Source organism: Streptomyces sp. SID12501, assembly GCF_010550245.1.
Taxonomy (GTDB): Bacteria; Actinomycetota; Actinomycetes; order Streptomycetales; family Streptomycetaceae; genus Streptomyces.
This window is the reverse complement of record NZ_JAAGLU010000002.1, coordinates 119,779-142,180: the sequence shown is the minus strand read 5'-3', so window position 1 is coordinate 142,180 and position 22,402 is coordinate 119,779. Positions and strand designations below refer to the sequence as shown.

27 protein-coding genes are annotated in these 22,402 nt (G+C 69.6%); 12 read left to right on the top strand and 15 right to left on the bottom strand.

The window, feature by feature from the left end; all coding sequences use genetic code 11:
* Positions 1-39: 39 nt before the first annotated feature.
* From G3I71_RS02350 to G3I71_RS02335, 5 genes are all read right to left on the bottom strand, one after another.
* On the bottom strand, positions 40-633 hold the full coding sequence (locus G3I71_RS02350) for a GNAT family N-acetyltransferase (protein WP_164312187.1): 594 nt from the start codon (positions 631-633) through the stop codon (positions 40-42).
* Positions 630-827 carry a hypothetical protein gene (locus tag G3I71_RS50795; protein ID WP_343242815.1) on the bottom strand — a complete coding sequence of 66 codons (198 nt, stop codon included), beginning with the start codon at positions 825-827 and terminating at the stop codon, positions 630-632. The genes G3I71_RS02350 and G3I71_RS50795 overlap by 4 nt, the downstream gene beginning before the upstream one ends.
* Before the next feature lie 162 nt (positions 828-989).
* A complete protein-coding gene (locus tag G3I71_RS02345) occupies positions 990-1,352 on the bottom strand; it encodes a helix-turn-helix domain-containing protein (RefSeq protein ID WP_164312186.1) in 363 nt (120 codons plus the stop codon).
* A 17-nt stretch (positions 1,353-1,369) separates the two neighbouring features.
* Positions 1,370-1,633 carry a hypothetical protein gene (locus G3I71_RS02340; RefSeq protein WP_164312185.1) on the bottom strand — a complete coding sequence of 88 codons (264 nt, stop codon included), beginning with the start codon at positions 1,631-1,633 and terminating at the stop codon, positions 1,370-1,372.
* Between the two features lie 115 nt (positions 1,634-1,748).
* The gene (locus G3I71_RS02335) at positions 1,749-2,003 is read right to left on the bottom strand and encodes a hypothetical protein (protein ID WP_164312184.1); all 255 of its coding nucleotides are present in this window, start codon (positions 2,001-2,003) and stop codon (positions 1,749-1,751) included.
* Positions 2,004-2,317: 314 nt separating this feature from the next.
* On the opposite strand from G3I71_RS02335, the gene G3I71_RS02330 reads away from it, so the two are divergent.
* On the top strand, positions 2,318-3,322 hold the full coding sequence (locus G3I71_RS02330) for a helix-turn-helix transcriptional regulator (RefSeq protein WP_164312183.1): 1,005 nt from the start codon (positions 2,318-2,320) through the stop codon (positions 3,320-3,322).
* Between the two features lie 30 nt (positions 3,323-3,352).
* Here the strand turns inward: G3I71_RS02330 and G3I71_RS02325 are convergent, their stop codons facing one another.
* From G3I71_RS02325 to G3I71_RS02315, 3 genes are read right to left on the bottom strand one after another with little or no spacing between them, the layout of a single operon-like run.
* Positions 3,353-4,618 (bottom strand): cation:proton antiporter, encoded by a 1,266-nt coding sequence (locus G3I71_RS02325; RefSeq protein WP_164312182.1) that lies wholly within the window; start codon positions 4,616-4,618, stop codon positions 3,353-3,355.
* 17 nt (positions 4,619-4,635) lie between these two features.
* Positions 4,636-5,802 (bottom strand): ABC transporter permease, encoded by a 1,167-nt coding sequence (locus G3I71_RS02320; protein WP_164312181.1) that lies wholly within the window; start codon positions 5,800-5,802, stop codon positions 4,636-4,638.
* Entirely contained in the window at positions 5,799-6,743 is a 945-nt protein-coding gene (locus G3I71_RS02315) for an ATP-binding cassette domain-containing protein (protein WP_164312180.1), read from the bottom strand. Before G3I71_RS02315 ends, G3I71_RS02320 begins: the two co-directional genes overlap by 4 nt.
* Positions 6,744-6,847: 104 nt before the next feature.
* Here G3I71_RS02315 and G3I71_RS02310 point away from each other — a divergent pair, with 104 nt between their 5' ends.
* Complete coding sequence (locus tag G3I71_RS02310) at positions 6,848-7,264, top strand: hypothetical protein (protein WP_164312179.1); 417 nt, start codon at positions 6,848-6,850, stop codon at positions 7,262-7,264.
* Positions 7,261-7,575, top strand: a complete 315-nt coding sequence (locus G3I71_RS02305) for a transcriptional regulator (protein ID WP_164312178.1) — start codon at positions 7,261-7,263, stop codon at positions 7,573-7,575. Before G3I71_RS02310 ends, G3I71_RS02305 begins: the two co-directional genes overlap by 4 nt.
* 77 nt (positions 7,576-7,652) lie before the next feature.
* Here the strand turns inward: G3I71_RS02305 and G3I71_RS02300 are convergent, their stop codons facing one another.
* The 6 genes from G3I71_RS02300 to lxmK all read right to left on the bottom strand — a co-directional run bounded on the left by G3I71_RS02300 (position 7,653) and on the right by lxmK (position 11,846).
* Complete coding sequence (locus tag G3I71_RS02300; protein ID WP_164312177.1) at positions 7,653-7,820, bottom strand: hypothetical protein; 168 nt, start codon at positions 7,818-7,820, stop codon at positions 7,653-7,655.
* Between the two features lie 38 nt (positions 7,821-7,858).
* Positions 7,859-8,023: an LxmA leader domain family RiPP gene (locus G3I71_RS50155; RefSeq protein WP_203729113.1), complete on the bottom strand. Its 165-nt coding sequence runs from the start codon at positions 8,021-8,023 to the stop codon at positions 7,859-7,861.
* A gap of 54 nt (positions 8,024-8,077) precedes the next feature.
* The gene (locus G3I71_RS50150; RefSeq protein ID WP_203729111.1) at positions 8,078-8,233 is read right to left on the bottom strand and encodes an LxmA leader domain family RiPP; all 156 of its coding nucleotides are present in this window, start codon (positions 8,231-8,233) and stop codon (positions 8,078-8,080) included.
* A gap of 199 nt (positions 8,234-8,432) precedes the next feature.
* Positions 8,433-9,734 carry an NAD(P)/FAD-dependent oxidoreductase gene (locus tag G3I71_RS02295; RefSeq protein ID WP_164312176.1) on the bottom strand — a complete coding sequence of 434 codons (1,302 nt, stop codon included), beginning with the start codon at positions 9,732-9,734 and terminating at the stop codon, positions 8,433-8,435.
* A 25-nt stretch (positions 9,735-9,759) separates the two neighbouring features.
* The gene (locus tag G3I71_RS02290; protein WP_164312175.1) at positions 9,760-10,671 is read right to left on the bottom strand and encodes a T3SS effector HopA1 family protein; all 912 of its coding nucleotides are present in this window, start codon (positions 10,669-10,671) and stop codon (positions 9,760-9,762) included.
* A gap of 56 nt (positions 10,672-10,727) precedes the next feature.
* Positions 10,728-11,846 carry a class V lanthionine synthetase subunit LxmK gene (gene lxmK, locus G3I71_RS02285; RefSeq protein WP_164312174.1) on the bottom strand — a complete coding sequence of 373 codons (1,119 nt, stop codon included), beginning with the start codon at positions 11,844-11,846 and terminating at the stop codon, positions 10,728-10,730.
* Positions 11,847-12,004: 158 nt separating this feature from the next.
* Between lxmK and G3I71_RS02280 the strand changes: the two genes are divergently transcribed.
* From G3I71_RS02280 to G3I71_RS02240, 9 genes are all read left to right on the top strand, one after another.
* Positions 12,005-13,282 carry a pitrilysin family protein gene (locus G3I71_RS02280; RefSeq protein ID WP_164312173.1) on the top strand — a complete coding sequence of 426 codons (1,278 nt, stop codon included), beginning with the start codon at positions 12,005-12,007 and terminating at the stop codon, positions 13,280-13,282.
* The gene (locus tag G3I71_RS02275; protein ID WP_164312172.1) at positions 13,279-14,556 is read left to right on the top strand and encodes a pitrilysin family protein; all 1,278 of its coding nucleotides are present in this window, start codon (positions 13,279-13,281) and stop codon (positions 14,554-14,556) included. The genes G3I71_RS02280 and G3I71_RS02275 overlap by 4 nt, the downstream gene beginning before the upstream one ends.
* A gap of 53 nt (positions 14,557-14,609) precedes the next feature.
* Positions 14,610-15,596 carry an LLM class flavin-dependent oxidoreductase gene (locus G3I71_RS02270; RefSeq protein WP_164312171.1) on the top strand — a complete coding sequence of 329 codons (987 nt, stop codon included), beginning with the start codon at positions 14,610-14,612 and terminating at the stop codon, positions 15,594-15,596.
* A complete protein-coding gene (locus G3I71_RS02265; RefSeq protein ID WP_164312170.1) occupies positions 15,593-16,210 on the top strand; it encodes a flavoprotein in 618 nt (205 codons plus the stop codon). The genes G3I71_RS02270 and G3I71_RS02265 overlap by 4 nt, the downstream gene beginning before the upstream one ends.
* Positions 16,211-16,373: 163 nt before the next feature.
* A complete protein-coding gene (locus G3I71_RS02260) occupies positions 16,374-17,351 on the top strand; it encodes a hypothetical protein (RefSeq protein WP_164312169.1) in 978 nt (325 codons plus the stop codon).
* A gap of 36 nt (positions 17,352-17,387) precedes the next feature.
* Positions 17,388-17,693 (top strand): helix-turn-helix domain-containing protein, encoded by a 306-nt coding sequence (locus G3I71_RS02255; RefSeq protein ID WP_164312168.1) that lies wholly within the window; start codon positions 17,388-17,390, stop codon positions 17,691-17,693.
* A gap of 43 nt (positions 17,694-17,736) precedes the next feature.
* The gene (locus G3I71_RS02250) at positions 17,737-19,533 is read left to right on the top strand and encodes an ABC transporter ATP-binding protein (protein ID WP_164312167.1); all 1,797 of its coding nucleotides are present in this window, start codon (positions 17,737-17,739) and stop codon (positions 19,531-19,533) included.
* Positions 19,530-19,754, top strand: a complete 225-nt coding sequence (locus G3I71_RS02245; protein ID WP_164312166.1) for a hypothetical protein — start codon at positions 19,530-19,532, stop codon at positions 19,752-19,754. The genes G3I71_RS02250 and G3I71_RS02245 overlap by 4 nt, the downstream gene beginning before the upstream one ends.
* 222 nt (positions 19,755-19,976) lie before the next feature.
* The gene (locus G3I71_RS02240) at positions 19,977-20,720 is read left to right on the top strand and encodes a DUF4142 domain-containing protein (protein WP_343242814.1); all 744 of its coding nucleotides are present in this window, start codon (positions 19,977-19,979) and stop codon (positions 20,718-20,720) included.
* A 32-nt stretch (positions 20,721-20,752) separates the two neighbouring features.
* Here G3I71_RS02240 and G3I71_RS02235 read toward each other — a convergent pair whose 3' ends face one another.
* Positions 20,753-22,360, bottom strand: a complete 1,608-nt coding sequence (locus G3I71_RS02235) for a glycoside hydrolase family 13 protein (protein WP_164312377.1) — start codon at positions 22,358-22,360, stop codon at positions 20,753-20,755.
* Between the last annotated feature and the right edge of the window lie 42 nt (positions 22,361-22,402).

Sequence of the window (22,402 nt, the reverse complement as noted above, 5' to 3'; positions counted from 1 at the left end):
AGTCGCGGCGGTAGTAGTAGGTGCGGGAGCGGCGCGGCCTCAGACGAGGGCGCGGCCCTTGTGCCGTACGTGCACATGGCCGTCGTGGGGGAAACCGGGCGGTGACGCTGTCAGGACGCGGTCGAGTTCGTAGCCGCTCTTGTGGGCCACGCGGCACGAGGCCACGTTGTCCTCCTGGTGCACGAGCTCGAGGCGCTGGAGCCCGGCCGCGTCGCCAGGGGCACCGTACGTGTCGAAGGCCCAGGTCGTGAGCGCCTCCAGGGCTCGCGGGGCCACCCCGCGCCCCCGCGCGTGGGCTGCGGTCCAGTAGCCCACCTCGGCCGTCCGTCCTCCGGGAGCAACACCCTTGAGGACCACCTGCCCCACCAACTCACCCTGCCCAGGCCCGGGTTGAGCCTCAAAGACCGCGAAGGAGAACCGGTCACCGGCCTCCCAGCTCCGCCGCCGACTCCGTATCCAGCGCAGCCCGTCCTCCTCGGTCTCGACGACGGAACGACTCGCCCAGCGGCGCAGTACCGGGTCCCGGCACACCTCGACCAGTGCGGTGACGTCCGCCGGGCGCCAAGGGCGCAGGCGGAGAGCGGAGGCGGTCGGTGTCGCGGGCACGTCGAGAGCGACGACGGCAGCCGTCATGAACCGTCATCCGAGGAGCTCTGCCCGCCCGACTTCCGGCTCGAACGCGACGACGCGCGCAGCACCTCGCCCGCCGCCGGCGTCACGTGGGCCACCCCACGCGCCCAGCGCGGCCCGCCCCGCGACGCCCACACGACACAGACACATCCTCCGACGACCAGCACAAGAATGCCGATCAAGACGAATATCTCCACGCTCTTCCCCTACTCCTGGCTCCTGATCCTTCGGATGCGGTCCGCGACATCCTGTCAGCCCGTACGACCGCTCCAGAACCCCAACGGCGCCCGTGCACAACCCCGTTGGGGCTGTTCGCGGGCGGGGCCCCCGCACCTGTCCGATGAACGGCCTTCGGCAGCTCAGCCGGCGAGAAGGGGGCGCAAGGAGGCGGGGCGCTGTTGGCGGAGAACGCCGGTGCCCTGGCGAGTGCCGGGGCGCGTGAGGGCCTGGCGCATGGCCTGGTACTGGAGGTAGGAGTCGCTGAGGGCCTTGCGGAGCTGGTTGACCTCCTCGGCCAGTTCCTGCTCTCGTGCCGCGGTGGGGAAGGGTGCGGACTCGAGGCCGGTCCTGCCCGCTTCGATGAAGCGCTTCTTCCAAGCGCTGACGGCCTGGGCGGATACGCCGGCCTGACGGGCAGCGTCCGCGGCTGTGGTCTCACCGGCCAGGATGGCGAGCAGGATCGAGACTTTCTCCTCCGGAGGCAATGCAGGCGGTCTTGGCATGCCATGTCTCCCTTGTTCTACAGTTCGTGTTCTTTTTCGTCTGCTTCATGCTTTATGGGACGAATCGTCCATCCGGTCAGCGCCGTGGCGCGCATGATCTCGTCGACGGTGTACTCGACCTGGGACGCCAGGACCGTGCCCGGGGCAGCGACCGCGATGACGGCGGCACCGTCGGTGCAGTGGACGATGGCCGCCGTCCACTCGGTGGGCAGCAGGGTGATCAGCCGGACGGCCGCGGTCTCGGGCGCGGCTCCGACGGGCGCTGCCGCCGAGACCGCCATGCGGAAATGGTGGGCAACGCTCACGTCGCTCTTGACCTCTCGGTAGGCCTCCTGGTGGAGGCCGTGGCGGACAGCCGGGTCACGCGGGTGCGGACCCGGCGGCGCCGGGGGTGACTCACCCCCAGTCGTGCACGTCGCCGACGCCGATCACGATCTCGCCGAGCAGGTTCCCGACAAGTCCGGCGGCGGTCCCGGGCGACACGCCGCAACAGGCGCCGCCGACGCCGGGCTGTGGCGGGGCCGGCTCGTCGGCTGCGGCAGGGCCGGCGCCCAGCAGGCCCAGGGCGAGCGCCGCGGTGATCGCCGTTGCGGCTCTGCGGATGCGGACGGTCGTACAGGACGCGGTGACGCGTTGCGGCTTGATGTTCATGGTTCCCCCTGGGTAAGACTCTCGTCCGAGGCCCGCTCGGCGGGCCCGTGAGCACAACTCTGCCCTTTCGCACGGTGCTGGTGATGCTGTGGAGCATGCACCTTGATGCATTCCGGGGTGCCGCATGCTGCATGGTCCGCGACCTCGCGGGAAAGCGCTTGCCCGGGCGTTCTCCTGGTGCTTCGTCGGCGGGGCAGGTCGTGAAGGTTGTGCTCCTCACGTGAGCACGTAACCTGTTCGATGCACACGCGATGCGGAAATCTACGTTCCGCACCGGGTGCGTGCACGTGTAAGCGATCAAGGCCGGGGGGGCCGTGCGAGCAGATTTGGGATTTCTCGGTGTAGGCACCGATGTCGAGCGCGTCTATCGGGCGTTGCTGCGGGTAGGGCGGGCGCTGCCCGGCGAGTTGGCCGAACAGTGCGGCTACCAGGAGGAGCAGGCGCGAAGTGTCTGCCGTCGCCTGGTCGAGCTCGAGCTGGCGAATTCTCAGGGGGACGGTGTCCTGACCCCGCTGTCGCCGGCCAGGGCGGTCGAGGGGCTGGTGGCCACGGCGGTCACGCGTCTTGAACTCAGTTTGCAGAGCGAGGTCCACACCAGCGGCATCGTCGACGCTCTGATCGCGGAGCGCCGCGCGCCTTCCCCGGGAGGCCAGCCGGGGGCCGGTCGGTCCGTACACCTAGCCGGGATGGCGGCGGTCAGAGCGGCCATCGACGAGCTGACGTTCTTCACCAGGGACGAGAGTCTGACCACGAATCCCACGGGGGTGCTCAGCCAGGAGAGCATCTCTCACGCCCGCCCGATCGACGAGCGTGTGCTGCGCCGCGGTGTGCGGATGCGGACGGTGGTGGGTCACGCTGCCCGTGAGGATCCGCCGACCATGGCGTACCTGCGGGAACTGGCCGGCAAAGGAGCGTGGATCCGTATCGCGCATGACCCAATCGAGCGTCTGATCATCTGTGACCGGGCGGCTGCGCTGACGCCGCTGGACCCCGTACACACCGCGAAGGGCGCGATTTTGACGCATGAGCCCGGGCTCGTCGCCGCACTGGTGTCCTTGTTCGAACGGATGTGGACCGGTGCCGAGCCGCTGCCCATGGTGGAGGGGGAGGACGCCGGAGGCGCGGCGGGCCCGGTGAACGAGTTGGAGCGCAAGGTGCTGCACTCGTTGTGCACGGCGGACAAGGACGAGGTCGGGGCGCGTGAGGTCGGTATCGCGCTGCGGACCTACCGCAAGCATGTGGCTGCTCTGATGCGCCGTCTGGATGCGAGCAACCGTTTCCAGGCAGCCCTGCTGGCCCGGGAGAAGGGCTGGATCTAGCAGGGCTGCCTGGAAACGGACGGTTCGTCATCACACGGCCACTACCGGTGTGCGGGCCGGTTCCGGGAGACTGGTGTTGCGCTGCAGGTACGAGAGCAGGGGGCCGGTCATCGCGGTCGTGGTCAGAGCCATGACTACCAGGGCCAGGGTCATGGGGCCGGTGAGGATGCCCGCGCTGACGCCTGCCTGCAGGACGATGAGCTCGGTCAGCCCGCGGGTGTTCATCAGGACTCCCACCTCCCGGGCCGCCGCGGGGGGTTGGCCTGCCAGCCGGGCTCCTGCGTATCCGCCCAGCACCTTGCCGGCGATGCCCAGGGCGACGGTCGCCAGGAGCAGGGGCCAGGACGCGGATCCGTAGGAGCGGCTGAGTACGCTCACGCCGGTCACCACGAAGAAGACCGGGACGACGAAGCGGCCGGTGCGCGAGACGGTGGCCACGGCCGCGTTCCATTGTTCGCCGGGGCCGCTGGGGACGGCGAAGCCCACCATGGCGGCGCCGAGGATGACCGTCATGCCCAGGCTGTCCATGGTGTAGCCCATCAGACAGGCGGCGAGGGCGAGGAAGCCGGCCATCAGACGTGTGCGGCCGACGGCCAGCAGCCGGGCGGCCCGGGAGCGCAGGGCGACGCGCAGGGCGAGCATCAGGACGGCGCCGACGGCCAGGGCGGTGAGGCAGTCGAGGAAAGCGCCGGCGGAGCGTGCGTTCAGGCAGATGGCGAGGGTGAGCATCAGCCACCCGATGCTGTCGATCATGACGGCGGCCGCCATGGTCAGCGTTCCGCTGAGGCTGTCCTGCATCTTGCGGAAGGTGAGGATGCGGGCCATGACGGGGACAGCGCTGATCGACATGGCCACCGCGGTCATCAGGAAGAACGCCGGCGTGGGGGCGGTGCCGCGTACCGCCTGGTTCGTAAAGGCGTCGATGCCCCAGGCCAGCAGAACCCCGCACAGCAGGGCCGGCACGAGGGAGCCAGCCGCGACCCAGATGACGGGGGCCTTGTTGGGGCGCCCGGCCTGTGAGCGCAGGTGGTGTGCCAGGCCGACCAGGTAGAGGGCCAGTGCGCCCTGGCCGATCCGGGTCAGGACGTGGAGGACTTCGGCGGGCAGGGCGGCGTCGAAGGCCTGACGTCCCAGGATCGCCAGGAGAAGCGGTCCTGCCAGCAGGCCGACGCTGATCTCGCCGATGACGTCGGGTTGCCGCAGGCGCACGGCCGCGCGGCGGCCGGCGCTCGCGAGGGCCAAGGTGATCAGCAGAGCGGCGACGACATGGGCCAGGGTGAGGAGGTGCGTCATCATGTCAGGTCCCTTTCGAGTCAGGCCGCGAGGGCGTGACGCCAGCGGACCGCGGAGCCGATCTTCAGGATGGAGTTGGCGTAGACGCGTGCTGCCAGCCAGACGCATCCGCTGGTCGCCGCCGCCATCAGGGCCGCGGCGGCGAGCTGCTGGAGCAGCGAGACGTTGGAGACGCTGGCCTGCAGCGGCATCAGGAGGCCGGAGAAGGGCGGGATGTACTGGACGATGCCGACCCAGTCGGCGTTCAGATCGCCGGCCGCCGCGGCGGCGACACCCACGGGTGCCAGGGCCAGGACCATGACGGGCATGAGGACCGACTGCAGGTCCTCGGGGCGGGAGACGAGGGAGCCGGCGGCGGCGAAGAGGTAGGCGAACAGGGTGAAGGTGAGCAGGAACCACAGGGCTGCGCTGATCAGTGCGGCGGTTGAGGGAAGTCCTTCGGCCCTGTCCTGGAACATCGCCCGCGCGCCGACCACGGCCGCGACCAGGACGGCGATCTGCAGGACGGCGGCCGTGCCGATGCCGGCGACCTTGCCCATCATGAGCCGTAGGGGAGTGAGGGTGGCCAGGAGTACCTCGACGACGCGGGTGCTCTTCTCCTCCACGACGCCCTGCGCTACCAGGGAGCCCTGGCCGATGATCTGCATGAACAGGACGACGACCATGCTGATGGCCGCGCCGATCTCGGTACCGTTGGGCCCGTTGTCTCCGACGTTGACAAGGGTGGGGCCCGCCGTGGCCACATCGCGCCGCAGTGCCGCGGTGTCGACCTGCTGCCGGTCATAGGCTCGCTGGGTGGCCCACGCCTTGGCCAGGGTGATCGCCGAGGCCTGGGCCTGGGCGGGTGTGTCGGAGCGGCTGAGCACGGCGGCCCGGGAGCCGGTGATGGTGACGGCGGCGTCCACGTCCTTGTCGATGACACGGTCACGGCCCGATACCTCGCCGGTGCACGGGCTGAGGCGTATGCCGGGCGGTGCGGGACCGAAGGACTTGGCCGGTGCGCCGCAGACGGCCACGGTGTGTGTCTTGGGAGCGTTCGCGTAGTAGAGGCCGGCGACCAGGCCGAACACGGCGATGACCATGAAGAGCATGCCGATGAAGTAGCCCTTGGACTTCAGGCGTGCGTCGATCTCGCGGCGGTAGACCAGCCACACGTCGCTCAGGGTGCTGTTGGCCGGGATGCTCACTTGGACGTCTCGCTCTCGTTCTGGAGGTCGGCGAAGCCGTGTGGCTCCACCAGGTCACGGAAAAGCTGGGTGAGGGTGGGACGTTCACGGGTGAGCCGGCGCACGGTGCCGTGCTGCATCGCGGCGCGCAGGACGATGTTCTCGTCCTGGCCGGGGGCCGCCTGGACAATGAGGGAAATTCCGTCCTCGTGCCTCTTGAAGGTGCTGATCGCGTCGGTGTGGTGCAGCGGCCAGTCGGCCTCGGCCCCTTCCACGTGGACGACCAGAGGCGCGTCCCGCGAGTCGCCGCGCAGTTCTTCGAGGCTGCCGCAGGCGGCGAGGCGGCCCGAGCGCACGATCGCGACCTGGTCGCAGAGCCGTTCGACGAGTTCGAGCTGGTGGCTGGAGAAGAGCACCGGGATCCCTTCCGCGGCCTTCTCCTTGAGGACCTCGCTCATGGCGTCGACAGCCAGCGGGTCCAGGCCCGAGAAGGGTTCGTCCAGGACCAGGACGTCGGGTTCGTGAACCAGGGCGGCGGCGAGCTGCACACGCTGCTGGTTGCCCAGACTCAGGGAGTCGACGGGGCTGTCCCGGTGCTGGGTGATCCGCAGCCTGTCCGTCCAGCCCAGCATGGCCTGGCGGGCCTGAAGCGAGGTGAGGCCGTGCAGGCGGGCGAGGTAGGTCAGCTGGGCCGCGACCGTCATCTTCGGGTAGAGGCCGCGCTCTTCCGGCATGTAGCCGAAGCGTGTGCCGGCGGCCGGAAGCGGCGCGTTGTCCCAGCGCACATGCCCGCTGTCGGCTGCCAGCAGCCCGACGACGATGCGCATCGTGGTGGTCTTGCCGGCGCCGTTGCTGCCCACGAAGCCGAAGAGGTTGCCGCTCTCGACGCGCAGGGAGAGGGAGTCGAGAGCGAGGTGAGCGCCGTAGCGCTTGGTGAGGTTGTCGACTTCGAGTGCTGTCACGGGAGTTCACTCCTGCTGGTGGGTGGTGTGGGGACCGGGCGAGCGTTCGGCTTTCCCTAACAGAACTACTTGCCTAATTGGAAACTACATGCCAGGATCGAAACATGGACGCTGAGGAAGCACAGAAGAACCTGGCAGCCGCCCGGACCTCGTACGAGGCATCGGTCACCCCCGCACTGCCCGCCTGGGCACCGCCGCTGTGCGGCCTGATGGTGGGTGGCGGAGTCGCCCTGGCCGGCATCGGCGCCGAGAGCGCGTGGGTGCGCGTGGCCGGCGTCGTCGTCGGTGTCGGCCTGGCCCTCGGCGCCCGCACGCTCCTCAACCGCATCCGCTCGCGGCGCGGCGTGGTCGGCGTACGCGGCCCGGCGGCCCGGACCCAGTCCACACTCGTCGTCGCGGGAGCGGCGTACGTGATCGGCGCCATGAACGCCACCTCACAGACGCGTTGGGTCTTCCTCGCGATGGGAGTCGTCGTCGGCGCCATCGTGTGGGTGTCGCTCGCGAAGAAGGTGCGCAGGTGACCGACGGTCTCGACGAGGCCTTCCGCTCCACCACCCGGCTGAGGATCGCCTCGTTCCTCTCCGGGTGCGAGGAGGCGGAGTTCCGCGCCGTACAGGAGTACTGCGAACTCACCGCTCCGACCCTCTCCAAGCACGCGGCGGCACTTGAGGCGACCGGCTACGTGGAGATCCGCAAGGGCCACGTCGGCAAGACCCCTCGCACCTGGCTCACCCTCACGGAACAGGGCCGCTCCGCCCTCGCCGGCCACCTGGCCGAGCTGCAGTGCATCGCCGCCACCGCGGCACGGCACGGCAACAGCCACCGCGCCTGAAGCAAGACGGGTGGGCAAACACGGCTGCGGTGGGGCCGCCCGGCGAGTACACCGGGAGGCCCCACCACGTGTGGCCATCAGGAGATGACCGATATCGGCAGGATGCTCACCGCGAGACGGCTGTCACGGCCTGCGGGTACCGTCGTCACTCGGGCCTGTGCCGCTTCCTCACCCGGGTCGACGAGATCTGCGAACTCGTCGACCCCGAGGTAGTGCGCATACCCGGAGAAAAGCTTCCCTGTCACGATCGACACATCCTTCGAGCGAGGCAGCTGAAGGGAAATCAGCAGCCGTTCTGCACGGTCAGCGAGATGCTCGCCCCCACTGCCGCGCCGGACACGGCCCAACTGATGGACTCGATCGAGGCAGGGGCCTCGCCGGTGGCGGCGGTGCCGTACTCGTCAGCGGTGGTGTAGGCGGCGTAACCGGCGATCAGCTTCTCGTTCATTTTCGGTTTCCTCTCGGTGAAATATCAGTGGCCGATTCGTGCTGGGTCAGGCGATCAGCACTTGTCGACAACCGACATGATGGAGAGGGCCACCGAGGCGATGGAGATGCCGACGGTCTCCACGGACGCGGGGGCCTCGCCGGTGGCGGCGGTGCCGTACTCGTCAGCGGTGGTGTAGGCGGCGTAACCGGCGATCAGCTTCTCGTTCATTTCGAACTCCCAGTTCGTTTTGTCTTCTCGATATCAGCGGGCCGCTTTCCTTTCGGTCCGCGGTTGCTGACAAGAGAGATTTCATCACTGCGGAGACGGGCCGGTCGACAGGAATTTCCACCCTGCTTGACCGGAAAACCGCTCCACCTTCGGAGTTCTTCGTCCAGGAGAAACTTTCGCCCATTAATTGATGCCCGGATCAACCGACCGGGGCAGCCGCCGCGGCCTTCGCCGCCTCGGTCCTGGCCGCCCGGTCCTGCATGGCCTCCTGGATCCCCTCGACCCCCATCGGGTCGAAACTCACCAGCTCGGGCAGCGCCTTGATGCCCGAGATGAGGCTGATGAAGCCCACCCTCGAATTCTCGACGTACATGCGCCCCACCCCCTGCGCCCGCTCCATGTACTCCTCCCGCAGCCGGTTGGGATCCATGAAGAACCGGACGTAGGCCAGGATGTCGCTGTACAGCTGCTGGTAGGTGTCGTTGAACCGCCCCAGTGCCTGATCCTCGGCGCCCGGCTCGTCCAGTACCGCGTCCAGGGCGCGCGACGCCATCCAGGCGCCGGAGGTCCCCAGCCACACGCCCGAGGAGAAAAGCGGGTCGATGAAGCACGCCGCGTCACCGACCGCGACCCAGCCGCGCCCGTAGAACCGCTCGCTGACGTGTGACCAGTCCCGAGCGGTGCGCATCTCACCGGCGTCCGAGGGATCGACCATCGTCCTGGCGATGCGGCTGCCCGCCAAGCCCTCCAGGAAGACGTCGGTGCGGGAGCGGCCCTGTGCGGCGGCCTCGGCGAGCTGACTGGCCGGCAGCACGTACCCCAGGCTCAGCTCGGTCTCCGACAGCGGGATGCCCCACATCCAGCCGCCCCCGTCGATGGCCTCCACGAGGATGTCGTCCGGGGCCTCCAGCGGCGTGAACCGCTTGAAGTAGGTCCACACCGCCACGTTCCTCAGGTCCTCCTGGAACGTCACCTCGGTGAGCTTGCGCGTCACGACCCGGTTCTGCCCGGAAGCGTCCACCGTGTACGCCGCCGAGGCCCGCTTCTTGGTCCCGCCGTGCGTGTACACGACGCCGGTCACGGTGCCGTCCGCGTCCTGGACGATGTCGTTGACGTGGGCCTGCTCCAGCACCGTGGCGCCGAGCTTGCGGGCGTTGTCCAGCAGCATCTGGTCGAACTCGTCGCGCTTGACGTGCCAGGAGTGGTCGTACACACCGCCCGTGGCACTGAAGTCGGTGCGCCAGGGCTGCGGGTCCTTGCCCCACACCAGGTTGATGCCGGTCTTGCGCTGAAAGCGCGCCTCCAGCTCATCCACGACACCGAGCTCCTCCATGACCGGGATCATGCCGGTGACCAGGGACTCCCCGATGTGATAGCGGGGGAAGGACTCCCGCTCGAGAACCAGCACGCTGCGGCCGCGCTTGGCCAGCAGGCCCGCCAGGGTGGAACCGGCGGGGCCACCGCCGATGACGACGACGTCGTACCGGGTTGTCTCAGACATGGGCAATGCCTTTCGTCGTTGGGGTTCAGAAGGTGTGCAGGAAGTCCACGAGCGGGGACGAGAGGTTGCGGGCAGGCTCGGCAGGGTCGATGCCGGCATCGATGAACGCTGCGGTCAGGCACTCTTCCCGTGACTCCGTCGCCCCGGCCGGGAGCGTGGCGTGGCGCACCAGCGCCTCGGCCATCACATGCGTCCGGTGCTGACCGAAACTCATGCCCCGCCGTGAGGGACGCTGGTCGTCCGGCTCGAACGCACAGCCCACCGACTCGGTCAGCGGACCGGCGAAGGGAGAAGTCCCCGGCGCGAGCAGCCCGGTGGCCTGCAGGTGCTCCGCACAGGCCTGCGCCTTCTTCCACCCGGGACGCGGAAGATAGATGACCAGTGCGTCGGTGCGGGGGTACAGCAGCAGCGACGAGGAGATCTTCGCCCGCCACGGGGTCCGGGCCCCGTCAAGGAAATCGACGGCCGCGCTCCAGACCTGCGGGGCGGCGTCTGGATCCGCCAGGTGCGCATACAGCCGAAGCGTCGCACCGGCCCCAGCGGTGGTCTGGGAACTGGCGAAGAAGAAGCCGGGCGACAGACCCGGCCGGGCCGCCGGCAGGACGACCTCCGCGTCCCCACCGGCCGACTCGCGCAGCGACGACGAGGGCACAGCCACACGCACCCCGTCCAGCACCACCACGGACTGTCCCTCAGGTCCCTCACCGGTGTGCAGCACCGATGCCCCACGGGTGACCGTGCGACCCTCCAGCACCCGGTGCAGACGCTCGTCGAACGCCGCGTCACGCCACGTACGCGGCGTCGACTCCAGCGCCGCACTGCGACCGGTGTGCAGGGTCTGATACAACACCGAGGCGAGCTTGGAGACGAGCGCCTGCGGGCTGCCGCTCTCATAGCTCTCCCCGCCGGTCTCAGCGCGGTTCCCTCCCTCACTCACCTGCACCTGGTCCAGAAGACCGGTGACACGGGGAGCCAGATTCAAGGTCGCGGGCATCATGCCTCCAGGCCGAGCGTGGTGGTGAACTCGCCCGGAGACAGCAGGACCGTACGGCCGATACCGGCCGCGGCCTTGTTGATGGGGGAGAGACGGGCGGAGGACTGCGCCGCGGCGAGCATCCGGTCGAGCATGTGCCAACCCGCGTACGCGGCCGCCCGGCTCGCCAGACCCTCGTCCCAGCGCACCGGTTCCGGCGCGGTCGCCAGATACGAGCGGTAGAACGCGCGTACCAGCGGCGCACAGCGCTCGACCTCCACCGCACCGGTCGCCACGATCTCCTCGTGGGTCACCGTGTGGCCCACCGGGGAAGCCTCGGCGAGACTCCCAGGGATCCTGTTGGCCGCCTGATACAGCCACTCACCGGCGAAGGCCCCCAGGTCACGGGCCGGATCGCCCAGGCGGGTCTCCTCGAAGTCGGTGAGAAACAGACGACTTCCGGACCGCAGGAACTGGTCGGTGCGCAGATCACCGTGGACCGGGCAACGGGCGGCGTCCGTCCCAGCTCGGTCGGCCGCGCGAAGTGCGTGCAGCGCCTCGATCAGAGCCGTGTCGGCGTGCAGCAGCCGCCACATCTCCAGTTCCGCGAACGAAGCGTCGGCATAGCGCCGCAGCGGCAGCGCGGACAGCAGGCCGAGCGGCGGCAGTGGGTGCTCGGTGGTGTCGAACCCGGCCGCGTCAAGGCTGTGCAGCCGCGCGACGAGCGCGCCGGCCTCCGCGGCGAGCGCCTCGTCGAACACGTCCATGGCCACCAGCTCGGCGCCGTTGTCGGCGTCTTCGAGGTAGGCGAAGGCGATCAGACCGTTCTCCACGTCGGAGCCCAGCACCGCGGGGGTGGACAGGCTCTCCCGCCCGGCCTCCCACACCAGCTGGGTGCGGCGCATACGGGCCGCCCGGGTCGCATCGTCCGCCGTACCGAACTGCTTCACGAATACCTGGGCACCGCTCGCGGTGATGCCGGCCCAGTTGTTGTTCCGGCCGCGTGGGCTCGTAACCGTGTGCGGGTCGAAGGCTCCCAGATCCAGTCGATTCAGCAGCACGTCCACATGGGGAACGGCTACGAGGTCGACCGGCTGGAAACGGGGGACCCGTTCTCGAATGCCGATGCTTTTCGCCATGCCACGGACCATAGAGAGCCGCTCCAGGTGGCGGCAACGCTCAACTTTCCCAGTTAGTTGACGTTCAACCATAAAAATCTCGCCGGGCGTGCGGACACGATCAGAGAGGCACAACAAAAAGTTGCCACACCGCTTCCGGGCAGCTTGAATCCTGGGCCATGGCCGACTTGAGGATGCGTCAACTGTCGAACGGTCTGCGGATCGTCGCCCAACGAATACCGGGCGTATCAGGTGCTGGGATATCCGTGAATTACCGTGTGGGTTTCCGCAGTGAACCCCACAATCGAAGCGGTTTTGCGCACCTCTTCGAGCACATGATGTTCCAGGGGTCACGGGACATTCCGCGCGGAGAACATTTCGCGCGGATCCAGGCCTCAGGGGGCACGGTCAACGGGCATACGTTTCCCGACCACACCGACTACTACCAAGTGGTGCCGGACCCCATGCTCGACCAGGTGCTGTCCATGGAGGCGGACCGCATGGCGCACCTGCGGATCGACCAGCGCAACCTCAACACCCAGCGCGACGTCGTCAAGCAGGAGATCGCGCTACAGGTCGACGGCAAGCCCTACGGCGGCTTCCCCTGGACCGTCCTGCCGCAGGCCCTTTACGAACTGTGGCACAACGCGCACAACGGCTACGGCGAGCCCGTCGACCTCGACGCCGCGACCGTGGCGGACTGCCGGTCCTTCTACGCCACCCATTACGGACCGGGCAACGCCGTACTCGCCCTGTGCGCGGACGTGGACGCCGAGCGCCTCCTCGACGCCGCCACCGCACGCTTCGACGACCTTCCGCACCGCCCCCTGCCACCCCCCGTGCCGCTCGACGAGCCACTGCGCGGACCGCGACACCTCACCCGATGGGATCGCCTGGCACCACGCCCGGCACTGGCACTGGGCCACCGCATGCCGTCGGCCCACGCGGACCTGAGGGAATACGCCGCCCACCTGGTCCTCTCCCAGATCCTCACCGGCGGCACGACCGGGCGACTGAGGCAACGTCTGAGCAGCCACGGAGCCCGGAGCGACTCAAGCGTCGGATTCTTCGGTCCGCTCATGGCCGCCGACCCCGACACCTTTGTCTTCGTCGTCCACCGACCCGGCACCCTTTCCCCCGCCGTCACCCTCGATGCCATCAGAGACGAACTGCGAGCGGTCGCCGCCGGCCTGCCCGCCGCATCCCTCACCCACGCCGTCCACGCCGTGCGGCGCGGCCTCTACCAGGCCCTGGATTCCCTGGCACACCGCACCCGCGCTCTGGCCCGCGGCGAACTCCTCTTCGGCCGCCCACTGATCCTCGACGATCTCACCCGGGCTCTCACCGCCGTGACCGCAGCCGACGTACACCGAGCCGCAACCCATCTCGCCGAGGAAGACGGCAGCGCCGTGGTCGACCTGCTGCCCGGCAACGACCCGCAGGAGACAGCAGCATGACACCACCCGCCCCGGCGGCCGAACTGACGCTCCCGCCCATCGACGTCATCAGCGTGCCGCACCGCAACGGTGCGAACCTGGTGCTGTCCCCCCTGCGCACCGTGCCGCTGCTCCAGGCACATCTGGCCGTCGAGACACCCCTGCGCACCGCGGCGGAGATGGCCGCCATGGACGTCCTCGCGGCCACCGTCCCCACCCTCCACGCCTGCACCGCCTTCGAGGCGGTCGGCGGACAGGTCGCAGTCACCCGCCGCCAGCAGTGGCTGATGATCTCACTGACCTGCGTCAACCAGCAGGTCGGTCCCCTCGCCGACGCGCTGGCCGCCATCGTGTGCCTCCAGGCCTCCGACCGCATGGTCGACCAAGGACGCACCAAGGCGGCCCAGCAGGCGACCCTGGTGTCCTCCGTCCCGGCCGTCGCCTCCGCCCGCCGTCTGTGGGAGGCCTACTACGGCCGGATCCCCCTGTACGTCGAGCCGACCGCACCCGCCCACCACGTGGAACAGGTCACCGCCGACGACGTGCGGCACGCCCACCGCACGCTGCGCCCCGAACAGGCCCACCTCGTCGTCGTCGGAGACCTCGATCCGGAACCCCTCCTCTCCCGGCTGGAGAACGCGCTCGCATGCTGGCCGTCCACGCCCGCGCCCCGGCAGGAGAAGACGACCGCGATGCCACCCGCCGCGGACAGGGGACCGCACCTGCGGCACCGGCCGGGATGGTCCCAGACCCACCTGCGACTGGCAGCGCCCTGCAGCACCCGCCAGGACCTGCCCCGCTTCGCAGCCGCACAGGTCGCCTCGCTCCTGCTGGGCGGAAACTTCTCCTCACGCATCAACACCGACCTCCGCGAACGCCACGGGCTGGCCTACCGCACCTCCGCCGCCCTGACCGACCACCTCGACAGCGACGTCATCGTCATCGAAGCCGACGTGGCCCCGAACAACGCGGCCGGCGCCTGGCACCGGCTGAACAACGTCCTCGAAGACTTCGCCGAGAACGGCCCCACCGGCGAAGAGCTCCGGACAGCGGTCCGCCACACCGTCGGCAAGTACACCCTCGGCCTCGGCGAGCAGACCACACGCGCGGCCTGCCTGATGTCCTACCTCACCTCCGGACTCGGCCCCTCGGGTGTCACCGACATCCCCCGGGCGATCGCCGCCCTGACCCAGGACGACGTACGCGACATCGCCCACCGGTGGCACCCCACCCGGATGCACAGCCTCCTGTGCGGCGACCTGACAGCCGATCCCGACACCGCCGACCTGACCTGACCCGCAGCCCGGACACCCACGCTCCGCCCCAGTCGGCCAGCCAAGGAAGCAACATGCCAACAACCAGCGTCATCTACGCAGCCATGCCCACCGAACTCGGCAGCGTCGTCTCCTACGCGCGTCTCGCCGAGCAGACCTCCGGGAACCGCCTGTGGTGCGGCCAGACCCTCACCATGGAAAGCCACCACCTCTTCGCCGCCCTGAGCACCCTCGGCCTGGACCTCTCCTACGGCACCGCCGTCTCCGTCATGCCCATGCGCCACCCCCTCACCGCGGCCCTGAACGCCCGCTCCATCGCCGCACTGTCCCAACGCCCCTTCGTCGCGGGCATCGGTCCCGGCGCCGCGGTCCTCCAGGAGCGCCTCCTCAAAACGCCCTACCGGCAACCGGTGCGCGCCACACGCCAGTACGCCACGATGCTGCGGACCCTCGCCAACAACGGCATCGCCGAAGCTCCTGACGGCCCCTGGGAGACCACCGGCATCAGCCTGCCCACCCTGCCGACGCCGCCCGTCGAAGTGGGCCTCGGCGTCCTGAGAGAATCCATGGCCCGCCTGGCCGGCGAGATCGCCGACTGGGCGATCACCTGGCTCACCCCCGCCTCGTGGCTGGCCAAGAGCATCGCACCGGCCCTCAGAGAGGGCCACGAACGCGGCGACCCCTCCCGGCCGCTGCCGAAGACGGCGGCAGTCGTCCAGTGCGCCGTCTCCCGCCCCGGTCGCGACCTCGTCCACATCGCACGCCGCGCCGCCGGCACACACCTGAGCGCCCCCCACTACACCGACATGCTGCGGCGGGCCGGCATCCCCGCCGACGCCGACGACCCCGACAAGGGCGCGCGCCTGCTGGTGGAACACGGCGTGCTCGCCCACGGCTCCCCGCGGGAGATCGCCTCGCAACTCGCCGTATACCACGCGGCAGGCGTCGACGAAGTCATCGTCAACGTCGGCGGCGTCCACCTCGCCGAAGGCGCCGGATCCGCGCTCAACGACCTCGCCGCCATCCTCAACGCCGTCGAGGAGCGGGAGCAGCAGCGATGACCTTCACCCCGCAGCCCTTCGTCCCGGCCACGCCCCCGCCTCTGAACGCCGAGCGCCTGCTCTATGTCGCCACCGGCGGTGTGCAGACCATGTTCGTTCCCATGTGGCTCAGATGGCTGCACAACAGCTACCCCCACATGGACATCCGCTGCGTCATGACCCGTTCCGCCCGGCGCTTCGCCGGTGTCACCGCGGTCGCGGCCGCCAACAACGGCCGGCCCCCGATGATCGACACCTGGCCCGACGAACCCCACACCGCGCTGCACGTCGAGCTCGCCGCCTGGCCCGACGCGATCCTCGTGCACCCCGCCACCCTCCACTTCACCGCCCGCCTGTCCCTGGGCCTCGCCGACACGCCCACTCTGCTGGCCCTGCAGTGCACCCAGGCACCGATCGTCGTGTGCCCCGCCCTGCCCCCCGGCGGTCACCTCAACCCCGTCTACCAGCAGCACGTCAAAGCCCTCGCTCAGCGCGACAACGTCAGTGTCATGCCACCCATCAGCGGCATCAGCATGTCGACCGGCGAGGAAGGCCTGGGCACCGCGGCTCTCCTGCCGCACGCCGTGGCCGCCCTGGAAGACCTCCGCTCCTGGCAGCAGGAGGCCGCTGTCTGATGCCGAAGTCGAGCCACGAGCCGAAGAGTCGACTGCCCCTCGCAGCCCGACGTGGGGCGCGACTCCTTCCGCCCGTCCTCGCGCTGCCCGGCGATTCCCCTGGCCCACCCGCGCGGTCCCGGAGTCGCGACCTCGTCGGACTCACTCAGGAAAGCAGGGCCACATGACCACTCCCGCCCCCCTCGACAGCGAAGTCATCAACGAGTCCGGCACCGGAAACCAGGTCACCCGCGTCCTACGGACCCCCGACGGACAGTTGCTGTGGCAGCGCGGCCCCGGACGTGACAACCCGGAGCCCTACCCACCGCTTCCGGCCACCGTCCTCTCCCGGCTCCACACACTCGATACACCCGCCCTGCGATTCCAACCCCCCGCGCGCGCCACCCCGGCCCTCCACACCTGGCACGTGAACGGCCGCTTCAGCTTCGCCGCCCTCATGACCCCCGACCAGCACGACATCGACGGCCGTTTCAACCACCTGATCACCACCCTCGGCAAGCAGCTGAACCAGCTCCACGCCACACCGCCGCACGCCTACAGCGACGTCGAACTTGCCCGAACTCCGCACAGCCACCTCCGGCTGCGCGACTACCTCGGCACGGGACGCGGCCCGCGCGCCGCCACCGCCTTCCACTACCGGCTGCGCACCCAGCTGGGCACTGCACGCTTCAACCGCCTCCAGGAAGCCGTCACTTATCTGTGCGGCACCCCGGATCCGCACGAGACCGTGCTCCTGCACGGGTGGTGCTCCCTGGGGAGCCTCGTCGTACCGGATCCGCCCCACCGACAGGCCGCCGGCCCCAGGCCCCCCGCCCACATGCTCACCGGCAGCGAAGTCTGCACCGGCCGCCGCGAATCCGACCTCGCCTGCCTCCTGGGCGAACTCACCGAATACACCTCCGCGGCCCGCAGCGCCGGTCTCGACTGGCCCCTGCCCGACCAGCTGCGCAAAACCTTCCTCAGTGCCTACGGCGACGGCTTCGACCCCGCGACGCTGGCCGCCGGCCGCACCGCCCGTATCGCCACCCACGCCCTGGCCGTCGCTGCCTTCCACGGCTGGAACGAGCAGCTCCACGGCTACATACCCATGCTCGCGGAGCTCCTCGACCACGACGGCCACCCCGCACTCACCAGCGGCTGAACCAACCACCCGGACCAACCCGCAGAGGGGACACCCATGCCACGAGTACCTGTACTGCCTGCCGAGGAAAAGGCACGCATCGTCCTGAACCTGCTCTCCGGACGAACCACCCTGTCGCAGGCCGCCCTGCAAGCCGGGGTGTCCGCGCAGTCCGTCTCCGTGTGGCGCCGCCAGTTCATCGAAGCCGGCCACACCGGATTCCAGCCGCTCGCTCAGAGATCGGAAGCCGCCCGCCGTGAACGCCGGCTCCTCGGCGAGATCCAGGGTCTGAAAGCCGCATTGGGCGAAGCCCACCTAGCCCTACGCGCCACCGCCTCACACCGCGCGTACAGCCTCCGCTGACACAGCGCCCCTCCACCCAGGACCACCGCACACCAGGAGAGTCATGTTCCGTAGACCATCGACTTCGCCGGCCCAGCCTGAAACCACGCTGCGTCTGCGCCGCGAGCTGTTCGCCCACCCCGGCCCACTGGCGGTCGCCGTACTACTGGCCCTGACAGCCACAGCGGCCGGCCTGTCCGTGCCGCTCCTGGTCAAGGACGTCATCACCCGCTTCGCCACCCACGAGTCCCTGACCACGCCGATCACCTGGATGTGCGTCACCGCAGTGGTCGGTGCGGCCTCCCAGGCGGGCTCCGGTTTCCTGCTGGCCCGCATCGGTGAGCGGATGATCTACCACATCCGCACCCGCATCATGGACCATTCCCTGCGCCTGCCCATGACCCGTATGCGCTCGGAAGGCGTCGGGAACCTCACCACCAGAATCACCTCGGACGCACTCCTGATGCGCCAGGTCGTCGACGTCGGCGCACAGTTGCCCCTGTCCGCGCTCACCGTCCTGTTCACCCTCGGCGTCATGGCCTGGATCGACTGGGTTCTCACTCTGGTGACCATCGCCTCCCTCGCGATCGTCACCGTCGCCCTCACCATGATCATCAGCCAGGTCAAGGACAACATCGCCGGACAGCAGAACTCCATCGGCCTCATCGCCCAGCGCTTCACCGCCAGCCTGGAGTCCCTGACCACCATCAAGGCCTACCGGGCCGAAAAGCTCGCTCTGCGCGGGCTCTCCGCCGACGCGGACGAACTGCGCGCCATCTCCGTCCAGGGCGCGAAACTCCTCACGGCCATCCCCGCAGTCACCACCCTGGGCAACCAGTTCGCCATGATCGCCGTGATCCTCACGGGAGGTGCCCGCATGGCCGCCGGCGACCTCGGCATCGCCGACTTCGCCGCCTTCATCCTCTACATCCTCCAGGCCATCCCGCCGGCCACCGCGCTCACCCAGGGGTTCGGCCGCATCCAGGCGGGTCTGGCCGCCCGCGACCGCTGCAACGAACTTCTGGCCCTGCCCCAGGAAGCAGACGGCACCCGCGATCTGCCCGAACCCGAACCCGTCCCGGGCCAGGACGCCGTCACCCTCCACGACGTCACCTACACCCACCCCGGCGCCACCGCACCGGCCCTGCGCGCCGCCTCCTTCACCACGCGCAGGCAGGGCCTGACCGCGGTCGTCGGCGCATCGGGCGCGGGAAAGACCACCGCTCTGTCACTGATCGACCGCTTCGACACCCCGGACGAAGGCCACATCACCGTCCTCGGCCACCCCCTCGACCGCTGGCCCCTCGATGCCCTGCGCTCGCGCATCAGCTACGTCGACCAGAGTTTCACGCTGCTCGAAGCCACGGTCCGCGAAAACCTCCAGCTCGGCCGCACCACCCCCATCAGCGAGGACGACATTCGGCGAACCCTGGAATCAGTAGGACTTCTCGATGAAATAGCACGACTGCCTCAGGGACTGGACACCCCGCTGGGCCGCGCCATCAACCTCTCCGGGGGCCAGCGCCAGCGCATGGCCCTGGCCCGCGCCCTGCTGTCCCAGGCCGAAATCGTCCTGCTCGACGAACCCACCAGCCAACTGGACGGCATCAACGAGCAACGCTTCCGCGCCGTGGTCGACGACCTCGCGACGAAACGCAGTGTGATCGTCGTCGCCCACCGGCTCTCCACCGTCCAGCACGCCAGCCACGTCGTCATGATGGACCAAGGACGCGTCCTCGACACCGGCCCGCACCACATCCTCATGGAACGTTGCGAGGCCTACCGCACCCTCGTGCGTTCCCAGATCATCGCCGGCCGACGCGAAACCCCCGCTCCGGACCACATGCCGGCGGCCGTATGAACAACCATCGCGCAACCGCATCCCACCAGTCCGTCCCGCCCGCCGCCGACAAGCCGTCACGAGGAGACGCCAAGTCCGCGGCACCCACGAGAGCGCTGGCGTTCGCCGCACTGACCCTGGGCGCCGCCACAGCCCTCCTCGCCCATCACCTCGCCGACCACACAGCGCACCGGGCACGGCTCCTGGCCCGCACCATCGCCACCCTCAGCCGCCCCGCCTGACAGGCCCGCTCGGGTGCGGGGCCACTGCCCCGCACCCGAGCGCGGCCCCCGTCAGGCGACAGGCCTCCCCCGCCGCCGCCCGCTGAAGCCGGTCAACTCACCCACCCGCCCAGCCGGTTTCATGGTGCACCTTTTACGGAGGCCATACGGAGACGAAAGGTTCCGGCCACCACCCGTATCCGTATTCCTCCTCGACGACTCCCCGTCGCTTCAGGAGGCAAGGTGCGTTTCACCCGGAGCTCGACCGGCACCCTTTTCGTGGGTGGCGCGCTGGGCCTGACGCTCGCCGCGCTCGCCTATCCCGCCATGCTCGGTGTCCAGAACGTGTCCAGTTCGCCCACCCGGATCGTCGCGCAGACGCCCACCGGGCCGTTGACGGAGGCCGACCGCGACTTCGTGGTGAAGGTGCGGGCGGCGGGCCTCTGGGAGTACCCGGTCGGGCAGATGGCCATCGCGAAGGGGACCTCGCCCGCCGTCATCACCGCCGGGCAGCATCTCGTCGCCGGGCATGCGGCACTGGACGCGACCGTGCGGCAGATCGCTCCGCAGCTCGGGGTCACCATTCCCAACCTGCCCAGTCCGCAGCAGCAGGGGTTCATCTCCACCCTGACCGCGGACAGCAGGGGAACGCAGTTCGACAGCGACTTCGCCAACATCCTGCGCATCACGCACGGGTCGATCTTCAACACCGTCGCCAAGATCCGGTCGACCACCAAGAACACGCTGGTACGCGCCCTCGCCGACCAGGCCAACACCACCGTCCTCGACCACATCACGGTCATGGAGAAGACGGGGCTCGTCAACTTCGACACCGTGCTCTTCCAGGAGACCACTCCGCCGAAGCTGCCCGCCTCCGACGTCACCCCGCCCGTCCCCGTGCCGGGCGCCCCGACCGTCGTCCTCACCCCGCCGCCGGACACCGGTGCCACTCCGTCCGCCAGCCCGACCTATCCCACGGCAGGGTGAGTTCGGCTCCTATGGCTAGGTTGGCTATGGCCTCAACTTCCGAGCCAAACCGTCGTGTCGGGGCCCAGGCGTCCGTCCTGCTCCAGCGGTGCGCTGCTCAACAGGACTTCCCCGGGCGGCAGTTCGACCGGCGTGACCGACAGGTTCGTCACGCAGCGCCAGCTGTCCGTGCGGGTCAGGTCGAGGACGCCGGGGGCGGATTCCGCCGCCCAGGTCAGGTCCTCGCCGGCCAGCAGGCGGCGGCGCAGGGCGAGGGCCGCGCGGTACAGCTCCAGGGTCGAGCCCTCGACCCCGTCCTGTGCCTCGACGGCGTACGACTCGAAGGCCGGCGGCTGCGGCAGCCAGGCCCCGCCCGCGCCGAAGCCGTACGACGGGCCGGTCGTCGTCCACGGCAGCGGCACCCGGCAGCCGTCGCGGCCCTTGCTGGTGTGCGCCGTCTGTTCCCAGATCGGGTCCTGGAGGGCGGTGGCGGGCAGGTCGGCCACCTCGGGGAGGCCGAGTTCCTCGCCCTGGTAGACGTACGACGAACCCGGCAGGGCCAGCATCAGGAGCGTGGCCGCCCGGGCCCGGCGCAGGCCTGCCGCCTCGTCGAGCGGCGGGGCGGTGCCGTCCGACAGGAGCCAGGCGTTCAGGTCGGTGCCCGGCGGGAGCGTCAGGCGGGAGGCGTGACGTACGACGTCGTGGTTGGAGAGGACCCAGGTGGCCGAGGCGCCCGCCGAGCGGGCCGTGGCGAGCGAGTCCGTGATGATCTGCTTCAGCTCATCCGCGTCCCAACCCGCTTGCAGGTACTCGAAGTTGAAGGCCTGGCCGAGTTCGTCCGGGCGGGCGTACAGGGCGCGGCGAGCGCCCGGGACCCAGGCCTCGGCGACCGCCATCCGGGGCGGGGTGTAGGCGTCGAGGATCTTGCGCCAGTCGCGGTAGATCTCGTGGACCTCGTCGCGGTCGAAGAAGGGGTGCGTTCCGGGTGGGAGGGCGGTCAGCGCCTCCGCGCCGCTCAGTTCGGGAGCGCCCAGGTCGCGCAGCGGCACGTCGAGGTCCTTCGCCAGGGCGTGGGCGACGTCGATACGGAAGCCGTCGACGCCCCGGTCGGACCAGAAGCGGAGCGTGGTGCGGAAGTCGGCGCGGATCTCCTCGTTGGCCCAGTTGAGGTCGGGCTGTTCGGGGGTGAAGAGGTGCAGATACCACTGACCGTCGGGCGCCTGCTCCTCGGTCACCCGCCGCCATGCGCTGCCGCCGAACACCGACTGCCAGTCCGTGGGCGGCAGTTCGCCGTGCTCACCGCGCCCGTCGCGGAAGACGTAGCGGTCGCGGGCCGGGGAGCCGGGGGCCGAGCGCAGGGCCTCCTCGAACCACACATGCCGGCGCGAGGTGTGGTTGGGGACGATGTCGACCATGACCTTGAGGGCGAGCCGGTGTGCCTCCGCGACCATGGCGTCGAAGTCGTCGAGGGTGCCGAGGCGGGGGTCGACGTCACGGTAGTCGGCGACGTCGTAGCCGCCGTCGGCGAGTTCGGAGGGGTAGAAGGGGCTGAGCCAGAGGGCGTCCACGCCCAGCGTGCTCAGATGCGTCAGGCGCCGGGTGATGCCCCTCAGGTCGCCCAGTCCGTCACCGTCGGCGTCGGCGAAGCTGCGCGGGTACACCTGGTAGAAGACGGCCTGCCGCCACCAGTCGGGGTCCCGGGA